This window comes from Streptomyces sp. NPDC053560 (genome assembly GCF_044544605.1).
GTDB lineage: Bacteria > Actinomycetota > Actinomycetes > Streptomycetales > Streptomycetaceae > Streptomyces.
Map to the genome: position 1 here is coordinate 448,321 of NZ_JBITXI010000001.1, position 25,030 is coordinate 473,350.

The window sequence follows — 25,030 nt, forward strand, 5'->3', positions numbered from 1 at the left end:
TCCCGAAGGCGGCTCGTACGGAATGGGCCCGGGCCGACCGCGCTCGGCCCGGGCCCGTTCCGTCTGCATCCTCGGACCAGGGCGTTTCGGGGCGCAGGTGCAGTCCGGTGAAGCCGTCCCGTGGAACGCCGCCCGCCATTGGGCTCGTGCGTGACTGAAGGCGACGCCCGCTGCGGCCCCACCCAGGCGGCGGAACCGTCCCTGCATTCACAACGGCGGGAGGATTCGCCGTTGCCTCGGGCACCAGCGCGACAGCGACATTGAGTATGGGTACTCATGCCCCTGGCCGAAAGGGCTCCGCATACTCGCGCCATGCGCATGGAATCACCGGGGTGCCCGGACTGCGGAACGCCACTGGGGCCGCCTCCGCCCGTTCGGTGTGCCCGTTGCCGACTGCCCCTGACCGGGCCGGATGCCTTCGCGTTGTGGCAGGTCACGGGTGAGTTGAGTGCGCTGGACGCACGCAGGCATTGGCTGGCGCGGCGGCACGGCGAGTTGCTGGCCGCGCTGCGGGCACGCCGGGACGCGCCCACGGAGCTGCCGGTGGCCACATCCGCGGGGATGCCGATGACCGTCCCCGTGGGCGAGGGCGGCGGCGGTGCGGCGGGCGCCTCGGGGCGGGAGATCTCCGCGCCGTCCGCCCGTACCGCGCTGTTGCTCGTCGGCGGAGTGCTGGTAATCGTGGCCGCGCTGGTGTTCACCGTGGTGAGCTGGGGACGGCTGGGCATCGGCGGGCGGGCCGCCGTACTGCTCGCGCTGACCGGCTGCGCACTCGCGCTGCCCCGTCCGCTGCGGCGGCGGCAGCTGACGGCCACCGCCGAGGCGTCGGCCGCGGTGGGGCTCGCCCTGGTACTCCTGGACGGCTACGCGGCCCGGCAGGCGGGACTCGGCGGTCTGGACCGCGTCGGCACGGAGGGGTACTGGGCAGCGCTCACCGCTCTGACGGCGGTGGGAGCGGCGGCCTACGGCTGGTGGCAACAGCTCCGGCTCCCACTGCCCGTGGGATTCCTGTTGGCACGGTTGCCCGGCCTCCTGGCCACCGCCGCCGTGGGCGGAACGGCCGAGGACTACGCGACCGCGATGATCGCCACGGCCGCGGTGGACTTCGCGGCCCTGTACGCGCTCACGGCACGTGCCACGGCCGGACACGTCGAGTTCCGCGATCGGCTGGGCAGCGAGCGGGCTGCCACCATCCTGGTCGCGGGGGCCCGGGCGGTCGGCGGCGGATGGGCGCTGCTGGGCGGGACGCTTGCGGTGGCGCACGCGGTGAGCGCCGCGTCGCCGGCCGAGGTGGTGCGGACATGGGTACCGCTGGGTCTGCTGACGCTGCTGGGTACGGCGCTGTGCTACGGCTTCCGCGCACTGCCGTTCGCACTGCGCTCCGGCGGCGAGGGTGTGGCCGTCGTGGCGTTGATCGTGGCCGTCGGCGCCGGCTTGCGGTGCATCACGCCTTCGGGGTGGGCCGTGACCGGGTACGCGGCACCGGCGGCACTCATCGCGGTGTGGGCTGCGGTGTCCTGGGTACGGAACGGCCAGTGGGCGAAGCCTGCGCGAGGTGAGGGGACGCCGGGCGCTCCCGGTCCGCTGCGGCCCGAAGGCCGGCCACCGGGGCCGTTTGCGCCGCCACCCGAAGCTGTGACCGAGGCTCGGGCTGCGGTGGGAAAGCTGGTCGCGGCCTCGGCCGTCCTGCTGCTGACCGGTGTTGTGGTGCTGCCGGACCTCGCGCGCGCCCTCATCCAACCCGTCGCGCACGGTATGGCGCTCTGGTTCGTCGGTCACCCGTCGCAGTGGAGCTGGCAGCTCGCGGCTCCGCCGCTCGTCGTGCTCTGGTTGTTCGTCTCCGTGCCGGCCGCCATGGCCGTACTTCGTGCCCGCGCCGTCGGCGACAGGCACACGGACCGGCCGGCGAGCGCACTGCACAATGCCCTGGCGCTGATTGCCGTCCCCGCGCTGCTCCTGCTGCCGGTGGCGCTGGGACTGCCGTACCGATGGGTGCTGGCGGCCGCCGCCGTGGCGTCCGTCGCCGTAGGGGTGGACGTCGTGCGCCGGCCCGGGGCCGCGCTCGTACCGCGGCTCCTGGTACTGGCCGCCACCGGCGCCCTCGCCCTGCTGTGGTCGTGGGCCGACCGGGCCGCCATGCTCGCAGTGTGGGGGACCTTCGCCGTGTCGGCCGTCGTACTCGCCCACGTCCTTTCGGCGCCGGCCGCTCCGGCCGCCCGGCCCGCCGAACGCGCGACGGCACGTCTCGCAGGCGGCTTCGCCGTCCTCGCTCTGGGGGTCGAGGCAGTCGCGTCCGGCACCACGGCCGGCCTGCCCTGGCACGTCACCGCGTTCGCGGTACTCGCGGTCGCCCTCGCTTCCGCCTGTGCCGCAGCCCTCTGGCACCGGACCCCCGGACGCCATCAGCTCTCCACGGCCGTCGAAGGTACGGGGTATGCCCTTGCGGCGACGGCCATCGTCTTGACGGCCCCTCACCCCGACGCGCTGAGTCTCGCCCTCGCCGTAACCGGGGTCGCGGGCCTGGCCACCGCACTGCGCCCGGACCGCCGCCGCGCCGCACTCGTCGGAACGGCCCTGCTCATCGCCTTCTCTTGGGTGCGCCTCGCACTGGCGGGCATCGCCTCCCCCGAGGCGTACACGCTGCCGGTCACGGCAGCCGCACTGGTCATCGGCTACTGCCGCCGCACGAGCACCCCGGGAACGGGCTCCTGGCCCGCCTACGGCGCCGGGCTGAGCGCGACCCTGCTTCCCGGCCTCGCCGCCACGTGGACCGACGAGAACTGGCTGCGCCCGCTGCTCCTGGGTGCGGCCGCCCTGCTCAGCACTGTTGTCGGGGTACGTACGCGCCTGCAGGCACCGCTGGTCGTCGGCGGCGGTGTACTCGTGCTGGTCGGGCTCCACGAACTCGCCCCGACCGTGGTCCAGGTGCTCGGCCTCCTCCCCCGCTGGGTGCCACTGGCCGCGGCCGGGCTGCTCCTGCTGCTGCTCGGGGCCACCTATGAAAAGCGGATCGACGAGGCCCGGCGCCTGCGGGACACGGTGGGCAACATGGGGTGAGCCTCCGACGACGGCACCGGTCCCCGGCCCCTCCCCCGCTGCCGTCGGCTGAAGGACTGAGCGGTGGCCGCGGTACGGGTCAGCTGCGTTGCCGGCTTCCACGCTCGCGCGAACGTCTGCCTCGCCCGAGCCCAACTACGAGCGCCGCCCGTGCCGGCGCCGGCTCGCCCGAGGGGCGCTGTAGTACCGGCCTTCAGTCGGCACCCTGGTCACGCGAGAAACGACGGTCGAACCTGCCGATTGGCCTCATCGCGAGTCCACTGCAGCCAGCCGGTGGAGATCTTTGGGCGGGACGAGAATGCGCTCGAACCGGTCCGCGAGTTTCTCCAGGACGCGGTGGAGCGCGGGAGGCCACCTTTTCCGCGCGGCGTCCGTCCGACCAAGAGGCCGTCTGCCGGTCCCGTGCACATCGGCTACCTCCCGGACCAGCCGTTTCTGGGGCTGTCCAAGCTCGCGCGCATCCGGTGAGCACTGCGCCTGCCGCCCGCAAGCCCAGAAGCGCCCCACCAAAACAGATCGCGGACCGGCCGCAGACCCAGCCGGAGCCCAAGGTCGTCGGAGTGGTCATTCAGGCCGAACCGGGTCGGGCCTCGCCCGAGGTGCGTGACCTGTAGCTCCTCGTCTTCTTCGTTGCCGGGAATCCACGTCTTGACACCGCCGACGCACAGCCCGCAGGATCACCCCATGAACCTGTCAGACAGCCAGACAGGTGACCGGGTGCCGCGGCGCGTCAGCGCGATGGAAGCGGTGCTCGCCCACCTCCGCGGCGCCATCGAACGCGGCGACTACGCCATCGGCGACAAGCTCCCCTCCGAAGCGGAGCTGTGCCGCACTCTGGAGGTCAGCCGGCCCGTACTGCGCGAGGCCCTCCGGGCCCTGCAGACCATGGGCCTGACGGTCTCCAGGACCGGCAGGGGCACCTTCGTGGTGGCGACCACCGTCGAGGACCCCACCTTCGGCGACTACGCGGCCAGCGACCTGCTGGAAGTACGCCGCCACATCGAGATTCCGGTCGCCGGGTACGCGGCACTGCGCCGCACCCCGGAAAACCTGGATCACCTGTCCCACCTCCTCGACCGGATGGAGCGGGAGACGGACACCACCGCGTGGGTCGCGATGGACAGCCTCTTCCACCTCGCCGTGGCCGAGGCGGCCCAGAACCCGGTCTTCCGCCGGGTCATCGAGGAGATCCGCGACGCGCTGGCGCGTCAGTCGGCGTTCCTCAACGAGCTGGGCGGTCGGCGCGAGCGGTCCAACCAGGAGCACCGGGCGATTGTCGAGGCGTTGATCGACGGTTCCGAGCGCGACGCGGTGGCGGCCATGTCCCACCATCTCGACCGCGTCGACACCACCCTCACCGACATCGTGCGCCCCACACGTACGGACATACCTACGGAAGGCAGACCCGAGGCGTGAGCGAACAGCATCTCAAAGACGAGACGCGCCCCTCGTCCGGCCACATCGACGCCGGAGACGCGGGTTACAGCAAGTCCCTGAAGTCCCGGCACGTCAACATGATCGCCATCGGCGGTGCCATCGGCACCGGCCTCTTCCTCGGCGCCGGCGGCCGGCTCGCCGACGCAGGACCGTCCCTCTTCATCGCGTACGCCGTCTGCGGCCTGTTCGCCTTCCTCGTCGTACGGGCCCTCGGCGAACTGGTCCTGTACCGCCCCTCCTCCGGCGCCTTCGTGTCCTACGCCCGGGAGTTCATGGGCGAGAAGGGCGCGTACACCGCGGGCTGGATGTACTTCCTCAACTGGGCGACCACCGGCATCGCCGACATCACCGCCGTGGCCACCTACACCCACTACTGGGGCATGTTCTCCGACATCCCGCAGTGGGTGATCGCCCTCATCGCCCTGGCCGTGGTCCTCACCGTGAACCTCATCTCGGTGCGGATCTTCGGCGAACTGGAGTTCTGGTTCGCCATCATCAAGGTCGGCGCACTGGTGATCTTCATGTGTATCGGCATCTACCTGCTGGTCACCCAGCAGCCGGTCGACGGCACCACACCCGGCCCGTCCCTGATCACCGACCACGGCGGCATCTTCCCCGGCGGCCTGCTGCCCATGCTGCTGATCATCCAGGGCGTCGTCTTCGCGTACGCCTCCGTCGAGCTGGTCGGCGTCGCGGCCGGGGAGACCGAGAACCCCGAGAAGATCATGCCGAAGGCGATCAACTCGATCATGTGGCGGGTGGGCCTCTTCTACGTCGGCTCGGTCGTCCTGCTGTCGATGCTGCTGCCCTGGACCGCGTACAGCGCCGACGAGAGCCCCTTCGTGACCGTACTGTCCCGCATCGGCGTCCCGGCGGCCGGCGGCGTGATGAACCTCGTCGTGCTCACCGCGGCCATGTCCTCGCTCAACTCCGGCCTGTACTCCACCGGGCGCATCCTGCGCTCCATGGCCGTCAGCGGCTCGGCGCCGCGGTTCACCACCCGTATGAGCCGCAGTCAGGTGCCGTACGGCGGCATCCTGCTCACCAGCGGCATCTGCGTCCTCGGCGTCGGCCTCAACTACGTGGTCCCCGCCGATGCGTTCGAGATCGTGCTCAACTTCGCGGCGATCGGCATCCTCGCCACCTGGGGCATGATCATGATCTGTCATCTGCTCTTCTGGCAAAAGACCCAGAAGGGCGAGCTGACCCGCCCCGGCTTCCGGCTGCCCGGTTCCCCCTGGACCGAACTCGTGACGCTGGCCTTCCTCGCCTCCGTCCTGGTCCTCATGTACGCCGACGGCGGCGCCGGCCGTACCACCGTGCTGTGCCTACCGCTGATCATCGGAGCGCTGGTCGCGGGCTGGTACGGCATCCGTGGCCGTATCGGGCGTACCTCCACCGAGACCGACGCGTGACCCGCGTACCGGTCACGGCAAACCGCCCCAATTCGACACCCATGATCGACCACCCATGATCGAGACACTGATGCACACCCTGCAGAACCGTTCCCTCGCGGACTCCCGTTCCCTCGCGGAGGCACCCGCTATCTGCGAACCCCACCACGCTCCCGTCGCCCACGTCCTCCGTGGCGGCGTGATCGAGGGCCTCCACTACGGTTCCGTCGCCGTACTCGGCCCCGACGGCGAGGTCCGCTTCCACCTCGGCGACATCGAGACCGCTTTCTACCCACGCTCGGCCCTCAAGCCCGTTCAGGCCATCGCCATGGTGCGGGCCGGACTCCCGCTCGACGGCGAACTGCTCTCCCTCGCCGCGGCCAGCCACTCCGGCGAGGACCGCCACCTCGCCGGAGCCCGGCGGATCCTCGATCTCGCCGGCGCCACCGAGGACGACCTGCGCAACGTCCCGGACCTGCCGTACGACCCGGCCGTCCGCGACAGCTGGGTCCGCGAGCAGCGCCCGGCCTCCCGGCTCGCCCAGAACTGCTCCGGCAAGCACGCCGCGATGCTCTACACCTGCCTGCTCAACGGCTGGCCGCTGGAGAGCTACCTCGCTCCCGACCATCCGCTGCAGACGGTGATCGCCGAGACCGTCGAGGACCTCACGGAGCAGCGCATAGCGCAAGTCACCGTCGACGGCTGCGGCGCCCCGCTGTTCGCCGTCTCCCTGCACGGCCTCGCCCGCGCCGCCGCCCGCATCACCACCGCCGCGCCCAGCACCCCCGAGGCGCGCGTGGCGGACGCCGTGCGCGAGTACCCCGAGATGGCCTCCGGCACCGGACGGGACGTCGCCGCTCTGATGCGCGCGGTTCCCGGACTGCTGGCCAAGGACGGTTTCGAGGGCGTCCAGGTCGCCGCGCTGCCGGACGGCAGCGCCATCGCCGTGAAGATCGCCGACGGGGCGAACCGGGCGCGCACCCCCGTCGCCGCGGCTGCCCTGGCACGGGTGGGCGTCGACCCGGAACTCCTCACCGCGTTCGCCGGGGAGCCGATGCTCGGCGGCGGCCGGCCCGTCGGCGGCGTACGACCGGTCCCCGAGCTGCTCCCCCAGGCCGTCGCCACCCCCGCGTCACCCTGACCCGACGCGGGTCAAGCACCTGGCTCAGCCCACCTCACGAGCCCGACTCAGCACAGCTCCGCGAGCCCGACTCACCCACCCCACGAGCCGGGCTCCCCACCCCACGAGCCGAACTCACCCACCTCGAAGAAGAGGAACCGCACACCCATGACCGCCGCCACCCGCAGCGAACACGACCTGCTCGGAGACCGGGAGATACCCGCCGACGCGTACTGGGGCGTCCACACCCTGCGCGCCGCGGAGAACTTCCCCATCACCGGCACCCCGATCTCCGCCTACCCGCACCTGATCGACGCCCTGGCCACCGTCAAGGAGGCCGCCGCCCTCGCCAACGAGGAACTCGGCCTGCTGGATCCCCGGAAGGCGGCCGTGATCGTCGCCGCCTGCCGCGAGATCCGCGACGGCAAGCTGCACGACCAGTTCGTCGTCGACGTCATCCAGGGCGGCGCCGGCACCTCGACCAACATGAACGCCAACGAAGTCGTCGCCAACCGTGCGCTGGAACTGATGGGGTTCGCCAAGGGGCAGTACCAGCACCTGCACCCCAACGAGGACGTCAACCTCGGCCAGTCCACCAACGACGTCTACCCGACCGCCGTCAAGATCGCGACGGTGTTCGCGGTGCGTGGTCTGCTCAAGGCGATGGCCGTCCTCCAGGACGCCTTCGCCGCCAAGGCCGTCGAGTTCCGCGACGTACTGAAGATGGGCCGTACTCAGCTCCAGGACGCGGTCCCCATGACCCTCGGGCAGGAGTTCTCGGCGTACGCCGTGATGCTCGACGAGGACCGCAGCCGGCTCGCCGAGGCCGTCGAGCTGATCCACGAGATCAACCTCGGCGCCACCGCGATCGGCACGGGCCTCAACGCCCACGCCGGGTACGCGGAGTCGGCCCGCCGCCACCTCGCCGACATCACCGGCCTGCCTCTCGTCACCGCCGCCAACCTGGTCGAAGCGACTCAGGACTGCGGTGCGTTCGTGCAGATGTCCGGCGTGCTCAAGCGCATCGCCGTCAAGCTCTCCAAGAGCTGCAACGACCTTCGCCTGCTCTCCTCCGGCCCGCGTGCAGGCCTCGCGGAGATCAACCTGCCTCCGGTCCAGGCCGGTTCCAGCATCATGCCCGGCAAGGTCAACCCGGTGGTCCCCGAGGTCGTCAACCAGGTCGCCTTCGAGGTGATCGGCAATGACGTCACCATCACCATGGCCGCCGAAGCCGGACAGCTCCAGCTCAACGCCTTTGAACCGATCATCCTGCACTCCCTCTCGGAGTCCATCACGCACTTGCGCGCCGCCTGCCTCACTCTCGCCGAACGCTGCGTGGCGGGCATCACCGCCAACACGGAGCAGCTGCGCGCGACCGTCGAGAACTCCATCGGCCTGGTGACCGCCCTCAACCCGCACATCGGGTACACGGCCGCCACCGACATCGCCAAGGAGGCACTGGCCAGCGGCCGCGGCGTGGCCGAACTCGTCCTGGAGAGGGGATTGCTCCCGGCTGAGCAGCTCGCCGCCCTGCTGCGCCCCGAGGTCGTCGCGGGCAGCGGCGCGCCTCTGGCCTGATGCAGGACCGGGCGACGCCCGGCAGTGCGGACGTCGCCCGGTCCTGCTCCCTGTCAGTGCCTCTGGCCGGCCACCGCCCCGCAGCGGTCGGCGCCACTCGGTGTCCCATGTGAGCCGCCGACCGCCGTGCCCCTCGTCCAGGGGGCTTGAGCCGGTACGTCGCGGCACCGACGCGCCGACGGCGTCGGGCCGGGTGCGCAGCCGGCCCACCGGGCATCTCTTCCTGGCCATCGCGCCATCTACGCGGGCCAGACCGTGCCTAGCGGCGCCGGGTCCGCCGTCGGCGGCGCGCCCGGCCGAAGGCCGCCGCCCCAAGGCGTTCGCGGGGCGAGTTGACCAGCAAGGTACGCCTGACGGCCGAACGGCGCTGCCGTCCGCTGTTCTTCGTGCTCCCCCGGGCAGCGCGGACCTTGATGCCCCGCAAGCCGGGGGCGAACTGCGGACTGTCGGCGGCACCGATCGCCCCGGGTCAGACGGCGGTGGGTCGACCGAAACTCGCTGCCACAGTTCCCTCACACGCCTCAGCCCAGAAAGCTCAACCGAACCTGGCGCTGCGGATTATCCCCATTCGTGTCCACCAGGCAGACCGACTGCCACGTGCCCAGGGCGAGGGTGCCGTTGGTTACGGGGAGGGTGGCGTGAGGCGGTACGAAGGCGGGGAGGACGTGGTCGCGGCCGTGGCCGGGGCTGCCGTGGCGGTGGCGCCAGCGGTCGTCGGCGGGGAGCAGGTCCTGGAGGGCGGCGAGCAGGTCGTCGTCGCTGCCCGCGCCCGTTTCGATGATGGCGATGCCGGCCGTGGCGTGTGGGACGAAGACGTTGAGCAGGCCGTCACGGCCGGCCGCCGCCTCGGCGAGGAACGCCGAGCAGTCGCGGGTGAGGTCGTACACGGTCTCGCCGGAGCCGGTGCTGATGTTCAGTACGTGGGTCGTGAATGCGTTACTCATACTTCCCATGATCGGCGATCCCGTGGAAAGCACGGGTCTGACACACTGCCGCAACAAAGGTCCACGGGCCGAGACGGCGATTGACCGGCCTTCGTCCGCGCGGCTACGTTCTGCGACATGTCTACGTCAGCCTTGCTCACCACGCGCGGTCACATCGACCTGCTGCGGGTGGCTTCCGCCGCCTGTCGCGGCTGCTGACGCACCTTCAGGTTCGGGTCTGGCCGCTACTCACTGTCGCGGTTCCCTCCCCCACGCCCTTGTCGCGGCCGTCGCGTCCATAGCGCTCGTCGCACCCGTTTCCTTCCTCTGCTGTGCATCTGGATGCGCATGCGTACGTAGCTGAGTGCGGGGGCGGCGTTGTTGCGGTGCGGTGCGTTGTGTTGCGCCGGGCTGGTGCCTTGCCCTGTCGCCGCTCCCCCTTTCTTGCCTCTCGCTCGTGGAGCCCTTCATGTCGCTCGATCAGGCCGCTGTGGCCGGTCAATCTTCTTCGCCGCCCGGTGCATCTCCTGTGTTGGTTTCTTCGTCGGCGGATGCTTGCGCCGAGTCGGCCTCGGTGGCCGGCGGTGTCTCCGGGGCCCCGCCTGAGCTCGTTACGCTCGTCCCGGTCTCGGCGCGGCGGCGCTCCGTGCCGCGGTGGCTGCGGCGCACCGTGGGGCCGGTGGGGCTGCTCGTGCTGTGGCAGGTGCTGAGCGGGACGGGCGTGCTGCACCCCGACATCCTCGCCTCGCCCGGCACCATCGCCCGTACCGCCGGAGGCCTCGTCTCCGACGGCACGCTCCCCTCGGCCATGCTGGTGTCGGTTCAGCGCGTACTGGTCGGGCTGGTGCTCGGCGGGATCGTCGGCGTCGCGCTGGCACTCGCGTCCGGGCTGTCGCGGCTGGGTGAGGACCTGGTGGACGCGACCGTGCAGATGCTGCGGTCCATCCCGTGGGTCGGCGTCATCCCGCTCTTCATCATCTGGCTGGGCATCGGCGAGGCGCCGAAGATCGCGCTGATCGCGCTGGGCGTGGCCTTCCATCTGTACCTGAACGTGTACGCAGGGATCCGCGGCGTGGACGCCCAGCTGGTCGAGGCGGGGTCCTCGCTGGGGCTGGGGCGCTGGGGGCTGGTCCGGCACGTCGTACTGCCGGGAGCGCTGCCGGGCGCGATGACCGGACTGCGGTACTCGCTGGCCACCGCCTGGCTCGCGCTGGTCTTCGGGGAGTCGGTCAATGCCGACGACGGCATCGGCTTCCTGATGAACCAGGCGCGGGAGTTCTTCCGTACCGATGTGATCGTGGTCTGCCTGATCGTCTACGCGCTGCTCGGCCTGCTCGCCGATTTCCTCGTCCGTACCCTCGAAAGGCTGCTGCTGCAATGGCGACCGACGTTCACGGGGCAGTGAGCCCGAAGACCGCGGGAGCGCTCGCTCCCGATGCCGCTCCCAATGTCGATGTTGCTGTTGATGTCGATGTCGATGTCGAAGGGGGTTCCGCCGCTGTGCGGGTGGCCGGGCTCACTCGGTCGTTCGATGGGCGTGCGGTCATTGATGGGCTTGACCTGACCGTGCGGCCGGGCGAGTTCGTTGCCCTGCTCGGTCGCAGTGGCTGCGGCAAGTCGACCCTGCTGCGGGTCCTGGCCGGGCTCGACCGGGAGATCGAGGGCGAGGTGTCGGTACCGCGCCGCTCGGCCGTCGCCTTCCAGGCGCCGCGGCTGATGCCGTGGAAGAAGGTGTGGCGCAACGTCCTGCTCGGACTGCCCGGCAACCCCGAACGCGCCGTTGCCGAGCAGGCGTTGGGTGAGGTGGGACTCGCTCACCGAACGGACGCGTGGCCCAAGACGCTCTCCGGCGGCGAGGCCCAGCGTGCTTCGCTGGCCCGGGCGCTGGTGCGCGAGCCCGATCTGCTCCTGCTGGACGAGCCGTTCGGCGCGCTCGACGCGCTGACCCGCATCAAGGCACAGCGGCTGGTGGCCGAGTTGTGGCAGCGGCGCGGGTGCGCGGTACTGCTGGTCACCCATGACGTGGAGGAGGCGCTGCTGCTCGCGGACCGCGCGGTCGTCATGGACCAGGGTGTGCTCGCGTACGAGACGGCCATCGGTCTGCCGCGTCCCCGGGACATCACCGATCCGCGGTTCGCGGAGCTGCGCGGCCGGCTGCTGGAGCGGCTCGGCGTGGACGACACCGAGGCCACCCATGAGGGGCCGCCCGACAGTCGTGACAGCGGCGAGAGTACCGAACAACATTCAGATCCCGTTGACGGCTGACCATCCCGACGCCTGACCACCCCATCGCCTCGACACCTGCCCATTTACCCATCTGCCCACCTGATCGCCCGATCGCCCGATGGCGAACAGAACGACGAACGGAAACGCTGTGATGAGATCCCGCCGACCGGTCCCCGCACTGGCCCCTGCCGCCGCCCTGCTGCTCCCGCTCGCGCTGCTGCTGACGGCCTGCGGTGGCGCGTCCCGGACGGACGGCGGCTCCGCGGGCGGCAAGGGAAGTGGCTCCGACGGCAAGGGTTCGCTGACGCTGCGCGTCGGTGACCAGAAGGGCGGTTCGGAGGCGGTGCTGCGTGCCGCCGGTGAGCTGGACGGCCTGCTGTACCGCATCGAGTGGTCGACCTTCACCTCCGGCCCGCCGCTGCTGGAGGCGCTCAACGCGGGTGCCGTGGACATCGGCGGGGTCGGCAACACACCGCCGGTCTTCGCCGCGGCCGCACAGCAGAAGCTCAAGGTCATCGCCGCCACGCACAGTTCCTCGGCGGGCGAGAGCATCCTCGTGAAGAAGGACTCGCCGCTGAAGCGGCCGGCCCAGCTCAAGGGGAAGACCATCGCCGTCGCCCAGGGCAGCTCGGCCAACTACCAGCTCGTCGCCTCGCTCAAGAAGGCCGGGCTGACGACCAAGGACGTCAAGCTCAGCTATCTGCAGCCGGCCGATGCGCTGGCCGCGTTCACGCGGGGCCGGGTGGATGCCTGGGCGGTGTGGGACCCGTACACCTCGCAGGCGCTGGACCAGGCCGACGCCCGGGTGCTGACCACCGGGAAGGGCGTCGTCAACGGTCTGGCCTTCCAGGTCGCCGCGCCCGCCGCGCTGGAGGACAAGAAGAAGGCCAAGGCGCTCCAGGACTACAACGAGCGGTTGCGGCGCGCCCAGGCCTGGGTGTTCAAGCACCCGCAACGGTGGGCCGAGGTATGGGCGGAGGAGACGGGGCTGCCGGAGAGGGTGGCGCTGGACGCGGTCCGGCGCACCCGCGGCACGGCCGTACCGGTCGCTGTCGACAAGGCCGCCGTCGCCTCCGAGCAGCGCATCGTCGATACGTTCGCGGACGTCAAGCTGATTCCCCGCTCGTACGACTTCAAGGAGTACGTCGACACCCGCTTCAACGGCGACCTGCCGCCGTCGAGCACGGCTCCGCGGTCGTACGAGTCGCAGGAGGGGAAGGAGGTGAAGGAGTCGCGCGAGGGGAAGGGGGACTGAGACGGGGCCCGACCCATTCCGACACGGGGTCCGCTCCGCTCCGACACGGGCCCCGCCCCAGCCGGTGCGGGCATCGCCCCGCCAGGACGAGCATCGCCCTCCCCCGCCCGGGAAGACAACGGCCCCCACGCTGGTTAGTAGAAAAATGGACTACATCAGCGGGGCCCGTGACGTCGAGGTTGTCGTCATCGGTGCAGGTCAGGCCGGGCTCGCCGCCGCGTTCCACCTGCGGCGGCTCGGCTACGTCCCCGACCAGGACTTTGTCGCCCTCGATCACGCGCCGCGGCCGGGCGGCGCGTGGCAGTTCCGCTGGCCGACGCTGACCTACGGCCGGGTCCACGGCATGCATGCGCTCCCCGGCATGGAGCTGACCGGCGCCGATCCTGCCCGCCCCTCCTCCGAGGTCATCGGCGAGTACTTCACCGCCTACGAGGACACCTACGGGCTGCGTGTGCACCGCCCCGTGCACGTCACCGCGGTGCGTCCGGGGCCGGAGCCCGGCGGCCGGCTGCTCGTCGAGTCCTCTGAGGGGGTGTACGCGACCCGGGCGCTGGTGAACGCGACCGGCACCTGGGACCGCCCGTTCTGGCCCCACCTCCCCGGGCAGGCGCGCTTCCGCGGCCGGCTGCTGCACACCGCCGGCTACCGGGGCCCGCAGGAGTTCGCCGGGCAGCGGGTCGTCGTGGTCGGCGGCGGCACCTCCGCCGTACAGCATCTGATGGAGATCGCCGAGGTCGCTGCGGACACGGCCTGGGTGACCCGGCGGCCGCCCGCCTTCCGGGAAGGGCCGTTCGACGAGGGCCGCGGGCGCGCCGCGGTGGCCCTGGTCGAGGACCGCGTCCGCCAGGGCCTGCCGCCGCGCAGCGTGGTCTCGGTAACGGGCCTGCCGATGACCGAGGAGCTGCGCCGGGCGCGGGAGCGGGGCGTACTCGTACGCCGCCCGATGTTCGACCGGATCACCGAGACCGGGATTCACTGGCCCGAGGACGCGCGGGAGGACGGCGTCACCGCCTTCGACGCCGACGCCATCCTCCTCGCCACCGGCTTCCGGCCCGTCATCGACCATCTCGCCCCGCTCCACCTGCGGGGGCCGAGCGGCGGCATCCGGATGGCCGGTACCCGCGTCGCGGACGACCCCCGTATTCACCTCGTTGGTTACGGGCCCTCGGCCAGCACCATCGGCGCCAACCGGGCGGGCCGGGCGGCGGCACGCGAGATACGCCGGCTGCTGGAAGCCGGCGTCCCGGCCGCCGCCTGAGCGACCACGCGCCCCCTCGCGGACCGCTCGGACCGCGAGGGACCGCCCGAACAGCGAGAGGTCATTCGAACCGCGCGGGTGCGCCCGAACAGCGAGAAATCGCTCGAACCGCGCGGGATCACTCGAACCGCGACGGGTCGCCCGCTCCTCTGCGTACGATCTCGGGCTCGTCGCCGGAGAAGTCGATGACCGTGGTCGGCTCGGTGCCGCAGTCGCCGGAGTCGACCACCGCGTCCACCACGTGGTCCAGCCGCTCCTTGATCTCCCAGCCCTGCGTCAGCGGCTCCTCCTCGCCGGGCAGGAGGAGGGTGCTGGAGAGCAGGGGCTCACCCAGCTCGGCGAGCAGGGCCTGCACGACGGTGTGGTCCGGGATGCGGACGCCCACCGTCTTCTTCTTCGCGTGGAGCAGCTGCCGCGGCACCTCCTTCGTCGCCGGGAGGATGAAGGTGTAGCTGCCGGGCGTCGCGGCCCTGATCGCGCGGAACACGTCGTTGTCGATGTGGACGAACTGTCCGAGCTGCGCGAAGTTCTGGCAGACGAGGGTGAAGTGGTGGCGGTCGTCGAGGTGCCGGACCGACCGGATCCGGTCGATGCCGTCACGGCTGCCCAGCCGGCAGCCGAGGGCGAAACAGGAGTCCGTCGGGTAGGCGACGAGCGCACCGGACCGGATGCTGTCGGCCACGGTGGTGATGGTGCGCGGTTGCGGGTTGTCGGGGTGCACGTCGAAGTACTTCGCCATCCACCGACCCTAGGCGATGTGATCGAGAGACGCATCAGAGTGCGCGCCGGGCGCGATCATCGGAGGAGATCCGTACCGCGAGTCGGACATGTCCGGAGTAGCGTAACCGGAGCATCTAAATCCGTATGAAAATTCTGGCGCCGGTGCCGGAATTCCACTTGCGTCGATCCATGACTGACCCATCGCACCACCTCTCGGCGAGTGATCACGTCCGGCAACTCCGACGGCCCGGTCGGCCGGATCGGTCTGGACCATTCCGTATTCCCCGGCGGTCGCGCTCGCCCTGCCGAAAGCCGTTGACACGGCATGGCGCCGCTCGTTCGAATAAGGCGCCCTCGAGCAAACGGGAGTCACATGCGGTGACTTCCAGCTCGGGAATTACGGAGGGGAACGACATGAAGCGCATGCTCCTGACCGCCCTTGGCTCCGCCGCACTGCTCGGTGCGGCCGCTCTCGCCGCCCCGGCCGCGAGCGCCGCGGACACCGGCGTCCAGGCCACTTACTTCACCATCTACCAGCACGACAACTACGGCGGCGGCTGGTGCAACTTCACCGGTGACGACAGCAGCCTTGCCAACAACTACTGGACCAATGCGTCCGGGGCCTGCAACGACGGCGCCAGCTCGATGAAGAACCGCACCAGCCACGACGTCGTGCTGTACCAGACGAGCGGCTACGCCGGGGACAACTACTTCGCGAAGAAGAACTCCGTCGACGGCGACTTCTCGAACAACAGCTTCGACAACAAGGCCAGCTCCGTCGACTTCCGCTGAGCCGGAAGGGCTTACCGAAGGAGTGACCGACCGTCGGGACGCCCAAATGGAGACGCGCCTGAATGGCGACATGTCTGAATGGCGACGCGCCTGAATGACTGAGTGACCAGCGTGTGGGTGCCGGTGACAATCCGGCATCCACACGCTTTCGCGGCCCGAGGAGAACGATGAGAAAGCGCCGGGCGACCGCGGTCGTCTCGCTGGCCCTGCTGGCGGGCTGCGGAACCACCACCCAAGAGGCCCCGTCCGCCCGGGAGGCCCCACCTGCCGTCCCGGCGCCGCCGAGCCCCACCGAGCAGGTGAAGTCCCTGGCTCTCCCGTTCGACCGGTATGAGCTGACCCAGAGCCAGTACAACGCTTCGCAGAACGCGACGGACGTCCTCATCCGGCAATGCATGAAGCGGAAGGGCCTGGACTGGGAGGTCATCGAACGGCCGACCCGCGTCGCGGATCTGACGAACCGGCGGCGCTACGGAGTGGTGGAGAGCAAGGTGGCGCGGGCTTACGGATATCACGCCCCCATTGCGCTGCGTGACCCCGACGGAACGAAAAGGGCGGACGAGAGAAGGCTCCGCACGCTGTCGGCCGCACAGCAGAAAGCGGCCCTCGGGCAGGAAAACGGACAGGGGAGCGGGCAGGAGAGCGGGCAGGGGAACGGAGACAATCAGAATCAGGGCACCTGCAACGCCAAGGCCGCCGCACAACTCGACGATGCGGGCGGCGACTACACGCTCTTCAACGAACTGAGCCCGAAGTACCTCAAGGACTCCCAGCGGGAGCCGGAGGTGAAGAAGGCGATGAACGAGTGGTCCCGCTGCATGAAAGCGGACGGCAAGGACTACGCCACCCCGTACGACGCCATGAACACCAAGAAGTGGTGGCAGGACGCGACGGCTCAGATCGGCGGGGCGGAAGAGCGGGCGACGGCCGTTCGCGATGTCCACTGCAAGGAAGAAAGCGGCCTGGTCGACATCTGGTACACGGCGGAGAGCGCACTGGAGAAGGCGGCGGTCAAGAAGCACGCGAAATACTTCCGGATGCTGGAAGAAGGCAAGGAACGCCACCTGAAGGCCGTCGAGGAGGTTTTGTCGAGGTAGGCCGAAGTAGGTCGAGATAGGTCGGAGCAGATCGAACCCGAAGGCGGGCCCTCGTCTGTCGGGGTACCGGTTGGTTGGCGCCCGCCGCCGCTCAGCCCGGAAAGCGGTCGGTATTGCGGAGGTGCCAGCGGCGTTCGGCGTAGGCCAGGTCGTCGCGCCACAGGCGTCCGGCGACGGCCCGCATGAGGGGACGCAGTACGGGGGCCGCCTTGCGGGCAGCGGCGAAGCCGGGGCGTTCGGAAGCGGCCACGACCGCTTCGATCACCGCGGTGCGCGGCCGGCCGCGGCCGTCGGGGGCGAGCGGCGTGGCGTGCGTCTCGACCACGGAGCCCTCGCCCTCGCCGTCGGTGATGTGCATGACCACCGTGCGGGGCTCCGGTGCGGTGAACACCGCCCGGACGGGCACCACGAGGCGGCCGGCGAGCCGGAACGAGACGTCGACCGCGAAGCCGTCCTCGTACCCGTCCCTGTCCGCACTCGCGCCTGCGTCCCCGTCCCCGTTCCCGTCTGCCGACGCGACGTCCTCCCTCGGCGCCTTCTCCTCCCCCGACGCGATCTCGTCCGCCGGGCCGCTCTCCGGGGCCGTCACGACCGTGAGGTCCACGAAGGAGTACGGGTGGAACCAGGCGCCGTGCCACGGGTCGAGGCGGTTGGCCACGACGTCCTCCGGCTCACAGGTGCCGACGCCGGTGTAGACGGCCGCCACCGACCGGGCGAGCGGCGGACGTTGCGGAATCACCGGTTCGTCGAGCGGTTTCTCCCCGCCGACGTCGTCCAGGCGTACCCAGACCAGTACGCCGTCGTCGTGCACGGGAAGCGGTGACCAGCCGGCGAACGGGTTGCCGTCCAGGGCGAGGCCGTGCCAGTGGCAGACGAGCCGGCCGCAGCGCACGGGGCTGTCGCGCAGCGGCGCACCGAGATGGGGGCAGGCACCCGGGCCGGCGATCAGGCGTCCTTCGGGGCCGCGCCAGACGACCACTTCGTGTCCCGCGACGATGCGCGCCAGAGGGCGGGCGGGTCCGACGTCCCTGGTTGCGCCGACCACGAACCAGTTGCCCGAGGGACGGGCCAGCGCGCGCCGGAGTGCCGCGGCGATCACCGCGGGCTTGGCGTCGCGCCAGGTCGGCCGCTGGCGCTCCCACGGCACGGGGGAACGGCGCAGGCTGAGCGGGAAGCGCCCGCGTGCGGGACGGTCGTCGGCGGTCATCCGGTCTCCCCCGTTCCGGCCGGGCGCAGGAGCGCCTTCCCCGTGCTCGCCGGGCACAGAAGTGCCGCGGGCGCGGCGCCCTTCTGGGACGGAGCGCCGCCCGCCCGAAGTCGTGCGGCCGTCACCCTGGCGAGGCCGTCCAGAGCGACGGCCGCGCGGCGGCGCCTGGGTACGACAGCGCGTCGGTGGAGTACGGCGTGGCCCTCGGCGGCGATGGTGTCCAGGATCGCGCCGTAGAGCACGAAGGCGGTGCGGATGCAGGGGCGCGCCACGGGGTCCAGCATCGCCAGCCCCGGGGCGGCCTCCCGGTACACGCCTCGGGTGAGGTGTTCGGCGGCCCGCAGTGCCTCGGTGATGCGGCGGTCGCGCTGTCCGGTGTCCCGGCTCCAGCGGAGCAGCGGACGGTCGACGCCGTGTGCGGCGAGCAGGTCGGCGGGCAGGTAGATCCGGCCGCGGTCCAGGTCCTCCCCCACGTCCCGGAGGAAGTTGGTGAGCTGGAAGGCCACGCCCAGTGCTGCGGCGTGCGGGGCCGCCAGGTCGCGCGGCACGACCGTGCCGAGTACGGGCAGCATCTGCAGGCCGATCACCGCGGCCGAACCGTGCATGTAGCCGCGCAGCTCTTCGTAGGTGGCGTAGTCGGTGACCACGAGGTCGTCACGCATGGACGCCATGAAGTCGGTGAAGTGGCGGGGGTCGATCCCGTACCGTGCGGCGGTGTCGGCGAGCGCGTGCACCACGGGCTCGGTGCTGTGCCCGTCGCGCAGCCCGGTCTCCAGGGCCCGTTGGAGGCGCTGCAGGGCCGCGCGCCGCTCCGTGGGGGTGGCGCCGTCGTCGAGGTGGTCCACGATGTCGTCGGCCCAGCGGGCGAAGCCGTACAGGGCGTGCACGGCGGGGCGGCGGGCCGACGGCAGCAGGCGTGTGGCGAGGAAGTACGTCCTGCCGTGCCGGGCGTTCAGGTGCCGGCAGCGGGTGTACGCGTCGCGCAGGGCCGGGTCGGTGATGCCGGCGGCATCCAGTTCGCGGTCGGTCATCGCCGGGTGCCTTCCGTGGCCGGACGCGGGGCCCGGGGGCGGGTGCGGGAACGGGGCGGCGGGCCGGTCACCCGGGCGGCTGCCAGTTTGCCGGAGAGCAGGACGGTCGGTACGCCGACTCCCGGCGTGGTGCCGCAGCCCGCGAGAACGGCGTTCTCGGTGCCGCCGACCAGGTTGCGCGGGCGGAACGGGCCGGTCTGCGCGAAGGTGTGGGCGGCGGAGAAGGGTGTGCCGGCGGCGTGCCCTTGTGCGTGCCAGTCGGCGGGGGTTACCAGGCATTCCTCTTCGACCGCGGCGGCGAGACCGTCGAGTCCGCGGCGTTCCAGTTCGCCGAGGAGCCGCGCCCTGTAGCGCGGCGCGAGGTCGCTCCACTGTGCCGCGCTCGGCCCGATGTCGGTGTTGGGGCAGGGCGCCAGGATGTAGTGCAGATGGCGTCCCGGTGGGGCCAGCGAGGGGTCGGTGGCGGTGGGGCGGGTGATGAGCAGGGACGGGTCGGTCATCGGGCGGCCGGTCGCGGTGAGTTCCTCGAAGGTGCGCCGCCAGGCGCGCCCGAAGGACAGCGTGTGGTGCGCGAGGTCCGGCCAGGTGCGGTCGGTGCCCGCATGCAGGACGACCGCCGAGGGCGAGTGGCGCAGCCTTACGGGGCGGCGCGGGCGGCGGCCCAGCAGCCGGTAGGCGACGGGCAGATCGGGAGTGAGGACGACTGCGTCGCACGGGATGCGGCCCTGGGCGGTGTGGACGGCGGTGATGCGGTCGCCGGAGCGTTCCAGCCGGGTGACGTCGTGTTCGTAGCGGAGGTCGGCGCCCGCCTCGGCGGCGGCGTCCGCCATGGCCTGTGGCAGGGCGTGCATGCCGCCGCGCGGGAAGTACACCCCGGCGACGGTGTCCATGTACGCGATGACGGCGTAGGCGGCCAGGGCGCGGGCCGGCGGGACGCCCGCGTACAGGGCCTGGAAGGTGAACACCCGGCGCAGCCGCTCGTCGCGCAGGTGGCGGCCGATCCGGGCGTCGAGCCGGCCGAAGCCGCCCAGCGCGGCGAGCCGGGCCAGGTCCGGGTTGAGCAGTTGGAGCGGTGAGTCGAAGTTGGCGTCGATGAAGCGCCGCATCTGTGCCCGGTAGACCTGCTCCAGCCAGCGGCGCAGGCCCCGGTAGCCGGCCGCCTCGCCGGGGCCTGCGAAGCGTTCGATCTCGGCCTCCATGGCCTCGGCGCCGGTGTGCACGTCGAGGCGGCTGCCGTCGGCGAAGTGCGCCCGGTAGGCCGGGTGCAGGGGGACGAGGTCGACGCGGTCGCGGAGGCTGTCGCCGACCGCGGCGAAGGCCTCGTCGGCGAGGTCGGGCATGGTCAGCACGGTGGGGCCGGTGTCGATGCGGTAGCCGCCCCGCTCGATCCGGCCGGCCCGGCCGCCGGGCAGCGCGCCCCGTTCGAGGACCGTGACCCGGCGCCCGGCGCCGAGCAGGTGCAGGGCGGCGGCGAGTCCGGCGAGGCCGGCCCCGACCACCACGACGTGGTCGGTGGGACCCGGCAGAGTTCTGGTCATCGTGTTCCTCCGTCGGCCGGGCGAGATGGCGGACGCTGTGCGCGACGAGCCGTTTCATCTTCACTGCCGGTGCCCCGAGATCGGATGTCGACACGAGGGCGGGGCGCACTTCGGCGTGAACCGCACTCAGGTGCGATTCGGACAGCATTCGTGGGGCGTCGATCGTCTCGCCCGGGTACGGCGGGAGTCGCGCCCTGCAGGAGAGCGGAATGGCGTGCCTCCGCGTGCCGCGCCCCCGTCCGGCCGTGTGGCACGGGATCCTTCGGGCAGTCGCGTGTCGGGCGCCCGAACAGTGGGGCTCGCACCGGCGCACGGCCATCCGGCCCGCGCCGCCGTACCGGAGGAGGAAGTGCTGTGTTCGACGCCGATGTCGCCGTTGTGGGGGCAGGGGCCGCCGGTCTCTCCTTGGCCCACCGGCTCTCGGCGTCCGGAGCCGGCCGGCGGCCGAGGGTGGCGCTCATCGACGCGCCGCCGGGCCCGCTGCGGGCGCCACGGCGGACCTGGTGCTTCTGGGAGCCCGGCGACGGCGCGTACGAGGCGGCGGTCACCGCGTCCTGGCAGCGGCTGGCCGTGCACGATCACCGGGGCGGCACCACCTCCGGGTCCATCGCGCCGCTGCGCTACAAGATGATCCGGTCCGACGACTTCGAAGCGCTGGTGGAGCGCGAACTGGCGGAGCGCCCCGAAGTGCGCCGTATCGAGGCGGCGGTCGAGGCGGTTCGGGACGTGCCCGAAGGCGCCGAGGTGCACGGTACGACGGCCGGGGGAAGCCCGGTGACCGTGACCGCCCGGTGGGTGTTCGACTCTCGCCCCCTGACGAGTCTGCCGCCCGCCCGCACCACGCTGCTCCAGCACTTCCGCGGCTGGTTCGTCCGCACCGAGCGGCACGCCTTCGACCCCGGGGTCGTACGGCTGATGGACTTCCGTACGCCGCAGCCCTCGCACGGCCTGTCGTTCGGGTACGTGCTGCCCACGGGGCCGCACACCGCCCTGGTGGAGTACACCGAGTTCTCCTCGGCACCGCTGAGCACCGAGGCGTACGAGGCGGCGCTGCGCCACTACACCGGGGACGTGCTCCGGCTGGGCAGCCTGTCCGTCACCGGCACGGAGACCGGCGTGATCCCCATGACGGACGCCCCGTTCACGCGGCAGACCGGGCCGGCCGTCTTCCGGATCGGCGCGGCCGGCGGCGCCACCCGGCCCGCCACGGGGTACACCTTCGCCGCCGTCCAGCGGCAGACTCGGGCCATCGACGCCGCCTACCGCGCGGGGCGCCCTCCCGTGCCGCCCCCGCCGCACCCGGTACGGTCCCGGGCGATGGACTCCGTACTGCTGCGCGCCCTGGACACCGGCAGGGTGGACGGGGCCGACTTCTTCGCGCGGCTGTTCCGGCACGTCCCCGCGGAGCGGCTGCTGCGCTTCCTGGACGGCCGTACGCGCCTGCACGAGGACCTGGCGATCGGGCTGCGCACTCCTGTCCTGCCGATGCTCCGTACAGTGGCCGAGCTGCCGCTGCTGCCCCGCCGGCCCTTCGCGGGGCCGTGACATGCCCCCACCGCCACGCACCTTCGGGTGACCCAGGAGGCTCCATGTTCTTGCCGCGCGACGAGCCGCCCGTCACTGCCCGCCGTGGCCGCGACCGGCGTGCGCGCGTCCTGCAGCCCTCCCCGGGCCGCCCCCGCGTCGAGGGCGAACCGCCCTCCACGGCGGTGATCGGCGGGGGCATCGCCGGGCTGGCCGCCGCCACCGCCCTCGCCGAGCGCGGCGTACGGGTGACCCTGCACGAGCGGGAGCCGGCGCTCGGCGGCCGTCTCGCCGGCCGGCCGACGGAACTCGCCGACGGCAGCGGGGCGACGATGAGCCGGGGCTTCCACGCGTTCTTCCGGCAGTACTACAACCTGCGGGGGCTGCTGCGCCGCGCCGACCCCGGGCTGAGCGCGCTCACCGCGCTGCCCGACTACCCGCTCCGGCACAGCAGCGGACTGCGGGACGGCTTCCGCCGGGTGCCGCGGACGCCGCCCTGGAGCGCGCTGGGCTTCGTGGCGCTCAGCCCGACCTTCCGCGCCCGGGACCTGCTGCGCATGAATCCGATGGCGGCCCTGCCGCTGCTGGACGTCCGGGTGCCCGACATCTACGAACGGCTGGACGGGACCAGCGCGCGGGACTTCCTCGATGCCATCCGCTTCCCCGAGGCCGCGCACCATCTGGCCTTCGAGGTGTTCTCGCGCAGCTTCTTCGCCGATCCCCGTGAGCTGTCGGCCGCGGAGATGGTCCTCATGTTCCACATCTACTTCCTCGGGTCCAGCGAGGGGCTGCTCTTCGATGTGCCCGGAGAGCCGTTCCCGACGGCCCTGTGGGAGCCGCTCGCGCGCTATCTACGAAGCCATGGTGCCGAGTTGTGTACGGACAGCGCCGTGGGCTCCGTGGAACCGGCGCCGGAGGGCGGGTTCACCGTGACCGGTCCGGCAGGCGCCCGGCACCATGACGCGGTGGTGCTCGCGCTGGACACCGGAGGGCTGCGGTCCCTGGTCCACCGCTCCCCCGGCCTGGGGGACGCCGGGTGGCGCGGGCAGGTGGCCCGGCTGCGTACGGCGCCGCCGTTCCTGGTGTCGCGGCTGTGGCTGGACCGGCCTGTCGCGGCGGACCGGCCCGGCTTCCTCGGGACGAGTGGGTACGGCTCCCTGGACAACGTCAGCGTGCTGGAACGGTGGGAGGGCGAGGCGGCCCGCTGGGCCGCGCGCACCGGCGGCTCCGTGGTGGAACTGCACGCCTACGCACTGCCCGAAGGGGCCGACCACGAGCGGGAACAGCAGCGGCTGATCGCCCAGCTGCACGCGGTGTACCCGGAGACGCGCGCGGCCCGTGTGGTCGACGCGCGGCACGAGTGGCGTGCGGACTGCCCGCTGTTCCCGGTGGGCGGGTACGCCGACCGGCCTGCGGTGCGCACGCCGCACCCCGCCCTGATGGTCGCGGGGGACCTCGTCCGTACGGATCTGCCGGTGGCCCTCATGGAACGCGCGGCGACGTCCGGTTTCCTCGCCGCCAACGCCCTTCTGGAGCGCTGGGGCGTACGGGGGCAGACGCTGTGGACCGTCCCGGACCAGGGACGCTCAGCCCCGCTGCGAGCCCTGGCGAGGTGGCAGCGGGGCGACTGACGAGCTGTCAGGGAGCGGCGATTGCGGCCATGGCGCTCCCTTCATGCCTACGGTCTTGGTCTCCCTTCATGCGCACGCTCATGGCTGTCACCGCCCTCCTTCCGTACGGTCATGCCCCTTCGGGGGACGGCGGCATGCTGTCGATGTGGGCGGCCAGCGCATCGTGGGCCCGGTTGAGCACGCCGGTCGCCCGGGGGAAGTCCTTCAGCTGGCCGCCGATGATGTTCAGTGCGGGGAACAGGCAGTCCGGCGGCACGTCACGGGCCGCGAGGATGTCCGCGGTCCAGCGGATGAAGTCGGTGAAGAGGGTGTCGTCGTCCACGTAGAGGGTGGTGGCGAGGAAGTTCACGATGTGCGCGATGTCCTCTGCCGTGTACTGCCGCTGCCGTTCGGTGTAGGTCTTCATGGCGGGCACATGGTCCTCCAATGCGCCCAGCGTGTGCTGCACCAGTTGGACCGTGACCTTCGTGATGAGCGTGTACTCCTGGTCTTCCAGGTGGGCCAGGTCGTCGACCGGCTGCCGTACGGCCGCGGGGTCCGGCCGCGTGAGCCCCTCCTCCAGCCGGTCGGCGGCGCCGCGCGCGTCGTCGGCCCAGACCGCGCCGAGCCGGTGCGCGTACCGGCCGTCGTGGCCGAGTGCGGCGCCGCCGGCCAGCACGGGAACCCCCGCCGACCGGCAGGCGTTGATGGTGGTGTGGACGGTGGGGAGCCGGTCGGCGAGGGAGGCGGAGAGCGCGACGGCGTCGGCCCCGGTGCGGTAGAGGTGTGCGATGAGGTGCGGGGTGGGGACATGGGCGCCGAGGAAGTCCACCTGCCAGCCGCGCAGTTTGAGGACTTCGGCGAGCAGTCGGGCGGGCAGGGCGTGCCACTCGCCCGACACACAGGCGATGGTCAGCCGCCGGCCCGCGGTCCGGCCGCCGAGGCCCCGGCGGTCGGCGATACGGAGGGCGAGCGCGGCCATCACGTGGTCGTTGATGGCCGTGGCGGCGTGTTCCTGCGCGACGGTGATCCGGTTGGCGGCCCACTCGGCGCCGATCCGCTGTTGGACGTGCGCGATCGTGTCGAGCAGGACCGCCTCGGCGGCCAGACCGTCGTCGAGGGCCTTGAAGGCGACCCGCGCGGCCGTGTATTCGTCGCCCTCCGAGACGGCATCCCACAGCCGAGTGCGTACGGCGTCCAGCTCGGGAGCGGCGCCTGGAGTTGAGGAGGGAGTATTCATGTCGTGCACCTGCCTTATAGGTG

20 protein-coding genes are annotated in these 25,030 nt (G+C 71.7%); 14 read left to right on the top strand and 6 right to left on the bottom strand.

All coding sequences use genetic code 11. The features are described 5' to 3' along the window. Positions 1-444: 444 nt before the first annotated feature. From ACIGQF_RS02015 to aspA, 5 genes are all read left to right on the top strand, one after another. A complete protein-coding gene (locus ACIGQF_RS02015) occupies positions 445-3,057 on the top strand; it encodes an SCO7613 C-terminal domain-containing membrane protein (protein WP_399704198.1) in 2,613 nt (870 codons plus the stop codon). A gap of 738 nt (positions 3,058-3,795) precedes the next feature. After that, the gene (locus tag ACIGQF_RS02020) at positions 3,796-4,473 is read left to right on the top strand and encodes a FadR/GntR family transcriptional regulator (RefSeq protein ID WP_399704760.1); all 678 of its coding nucleotides are present in this window, start codon (positions 3,796-3,798) and stop codon (positions 4,471-4,473) included. Next, complete coding sequence (locus ACIGQF_RS02025) at positions 4,470-5,909, top strand: amino acid permease (RefSeq protein ID WP_399704201.1); 1,440 nt, start codon at positions 4,470-4,472, stop codon at positions 5,907-5,909. The genes ACIGQF_RS02020 and ACIGQF_RS02025 overlap by 4 nt, the downstream gene beginning before the upstream one ends. A 55-nt stretch (positions 5,910-5,964) precedes the next feature. Beyond that, on the top strand, positions 5,965-7,029 hold the full coding sequence (locus ACIGQF_RS02030; protein WP_399704202.1) for an asparaginase: 1,065 nt from the start codon (positions 5,965-5,967) through the stop codon (positions 7,027-7,029). A gap of 147 nt (positions 7,030-7,176) precedes the next feature. Further along, on the top strand, positions 7,177-8,586 hold the full coding sequence (gene aspA / locus ACIGQF_RS02035) for an aspartate ammonia-lyase (protein ID WP_399704204.1): 1,410 nt from the start codon (positions 7,177-7,179) through the stop codon (positions 8,584-8,586). A gap of 521 nt (positions 8,587-9,107) precedes the next feature. On the opposite strand, the gene ACIGQF_RS02040 is transcribed toward aspA, so the two are convergent. Then, a complete protein-coding gene (locus ACIGQF_RS02040; protein WP_399704207.1) occupies positions 9,108-9,530 on the bottom strand; it encodes a secondary thiamine-phosphate synthase enzyme YjbQ in 423 nt (140 codons plus the stop codon). A gap of 117 nt (positions 9,531-9,647) precedes the next feature. Here ACIGQF_RS02040 and ACIGQF_RS02045 point away from each other — a divergent pair, with 117 nt between their 5' ends. The 5 genes from ACIGQF_RS02045 (at position 9,648) to ACIGQF_RS02065 (ending at position 14,248) form a co-directional block, all read left to right on the top strand. Further along, positions 9,648-9,728 (top strand): putative leader peptide, encoded by an 81-nt coding sequence (locus ACIGQF_RS02045; RefSeq protein ID WP_361564494.1) that lies wholly within the window; start codon positions 9,648-9,650, stop codon positions 9,726-9,728. Between the two features lie 250 nt (positions 9,729-9,978). Continuing rightward, complete coding sequence (locus tag ACIGQF_RS02050; protein WP_399704209.1) at positions 9,979-10,914, top strand: ABC transporter permease; 936 nt, start codon at positions 9,979-9,981, stop codon at positions 10,912-10,914. After that, on the top strand, positions 10,887-11,774 hold the full coding sequence (locus ACIGQF_RS02055; protein WP_399704211.1) for an ABC transporter ATP-binding protein: 888 nt from the start codon (positions 10,887-10,889) through the stop codon (positions 11,772-11,774). The genes ACIGQF_RS02050 and ACIGQF_RS02055 overlap by 28 nt, the downstream gene beginning before the upstream one ends. A gap of 112 nt (positions 11,775-11,886) precedes the next feature. Continuing rightward, positions 11,887-12,990, top strand: coding sequence for an ABC transporter substrate-binding protein (locus ACIGQF_RS02060; protein WP_399704213.1), 1,104 nt, complete (start codon positions 11,887-11,889; stop codon positions 12,988-12,990). A gap of 145 nt (positions 12,991-13,135) precedes the next feature. Continuing rightward, complete coding sequence (locus tag ACIGQF_RS02065; RefSeq protein ID WP_399704216.1) at positions 13,136-14,248, top strand: NAD(P)-binding domain-containing protein; 1,113 nt, start codon at positions 13,136-13,138, stop codon at positions 14,246-14,248. A gap of 118 nt (positions 14,249-14,366) precedes the next feature. Here the strand turns inward: ACIGQF_RS02065 and ACIGQF_RS02070 are convergent, their stop codons facing one another. Further along, positions 14,367-14,987, bottom strand: a complete 621-nt coding sequence (locus tag ACIGQF_RS02070) for an L-threonylcarbamoyladenylate synthase (protein WP_399704219.1) — start codon at positions 14,985-14,987, stop codon at positions 14,367-14,369. 395 nt (positions 14,988-15,382) lie between these two features. Between ACIGQF_RS02070 and ACIGQF_RS02075 the strand changes: the two genes are divergently transcribed. Together ACIGQF_RS02075 and ACIGQF_RS02080 are read left to right on the top strand one after the other, a co-directional pair. Beyond that, complete coding sequence (locus ACIGQF_RS02075) at positions 15,383-15,760, top strand: peptidase inhibitor family I36 protein (RefSeq protein ID WP_399704221.1); 378 nt, start codon at positions 15,383-15,385, stop codon at positions 15,758-15,760. Between the two features lie 113 nt (positions 15,761-15,873). Beyond that, a complete protein-coding gene (locus tag ACIGQF_RS02080) occupies positions 15,874-16,857 on the top strand; it encodes a hypothetical protein (RefSeq protein WP_399704223.1) in 984 nt (327 codons plus the stop codon). A gap of 91 nt (positions 16,858-16,948) precedes the next feature. Here ACIGQF_RS02080 and ACIGQF_RS02085 read toward each other — a convergent pair whose 3' ends face one another. Genes ACIGQF_RS02085 through crtI form a run of 3 tightly spaced genes read right to left on the bottom strand, consistent with a single transcriptional unit; the run spans position 16,949 to position 20,633 of the window. Beyond that, complete coding sequence (locus ACIGQF_RS02085) at positions 16,949-18,064, bottom strand: DUF5914 domain-containing protein (protein ID WP_399704225.1); 1,116 nt, start codon at positions 18,062-18,064, stop codon at positions 16,949-16,951. Further along, a complete protein-coding gene (locus ACIGQF_RS02090; protein WP_399704228.1) occupies positions 18,061-19,095 on the bottom strand; it encodes a phytoene/squalene synthase family protein in 1,035 nt (344 codons plus the stop codon). Before ACIGQF_RS02090 ends, ACIGQF_RS02085 begins: the two co-directional genes overlap by 4 nt. After that, positions 19,092-20,633, bottom strand: a complete 1,542-nt coding sequence (gene crtI, locus ACIGQF_RS02095) for a phytoene desaturase family protein (protein ID WP_399704231.1) — start codon at positions 20,631-20,633, stop codon at positions 19,092-19,094. Before crtI ends, ACIGQF_RS02090 begins: the two co-directional genes overlap by 4 nt. Positions 20,634-20,987: 354 nt before the next feature. Here crtI and ACIGQF_RS02100 point away from each other — a divergent pair, with 354 nt between their 5' ends. Together ACIGQF_RS02100 and ACIGQF_RS02105 are read left to right on the top strand one after the other, a co-directional pair. Next, positions 20,988-22,178, top strand: a complete 1,191-nt coding sequence (locus tag ACIGQF_RS02100; RefSeq protein ID WP_399704233.1) for a lycopene cyclase family protein — start codon at positions 20,988-20,990, stop codon at positions 22,176-22,178. 44 nt (positions 22,179-22,222) lie between these two features. Next, the gene (locus ACIGQF_RS02105) at positions 22,223-23,788 is read left to right on the top strand and encodes an FAD-dependent oxidoreductase (RefSeq protein WP_399704236.1); all 1,566 of its coding nucleotides are present in this window, start codon (positions 22,223-22,225) and stop codon (positions 23,786-23,788) included. 109 nt (positions 23,789-23,897) lie between these two features. On the opposite strand, the gene ACIGQF_RS02110 is transcribed toward ACIGQF_RS02105, so the two are convergent. After that, a complete protein-coding gene (locus tag ACIGQF_RS02110; protein ID WP_399704238.1) occupies positions 23,898-25,007 on the bottom strand; it encodes a B12-binding domain-containing protein in 1,110 nt (369 codons plus the stop codon). Positions 25,008-25,030: the final 23 nt, after the last annotated feature.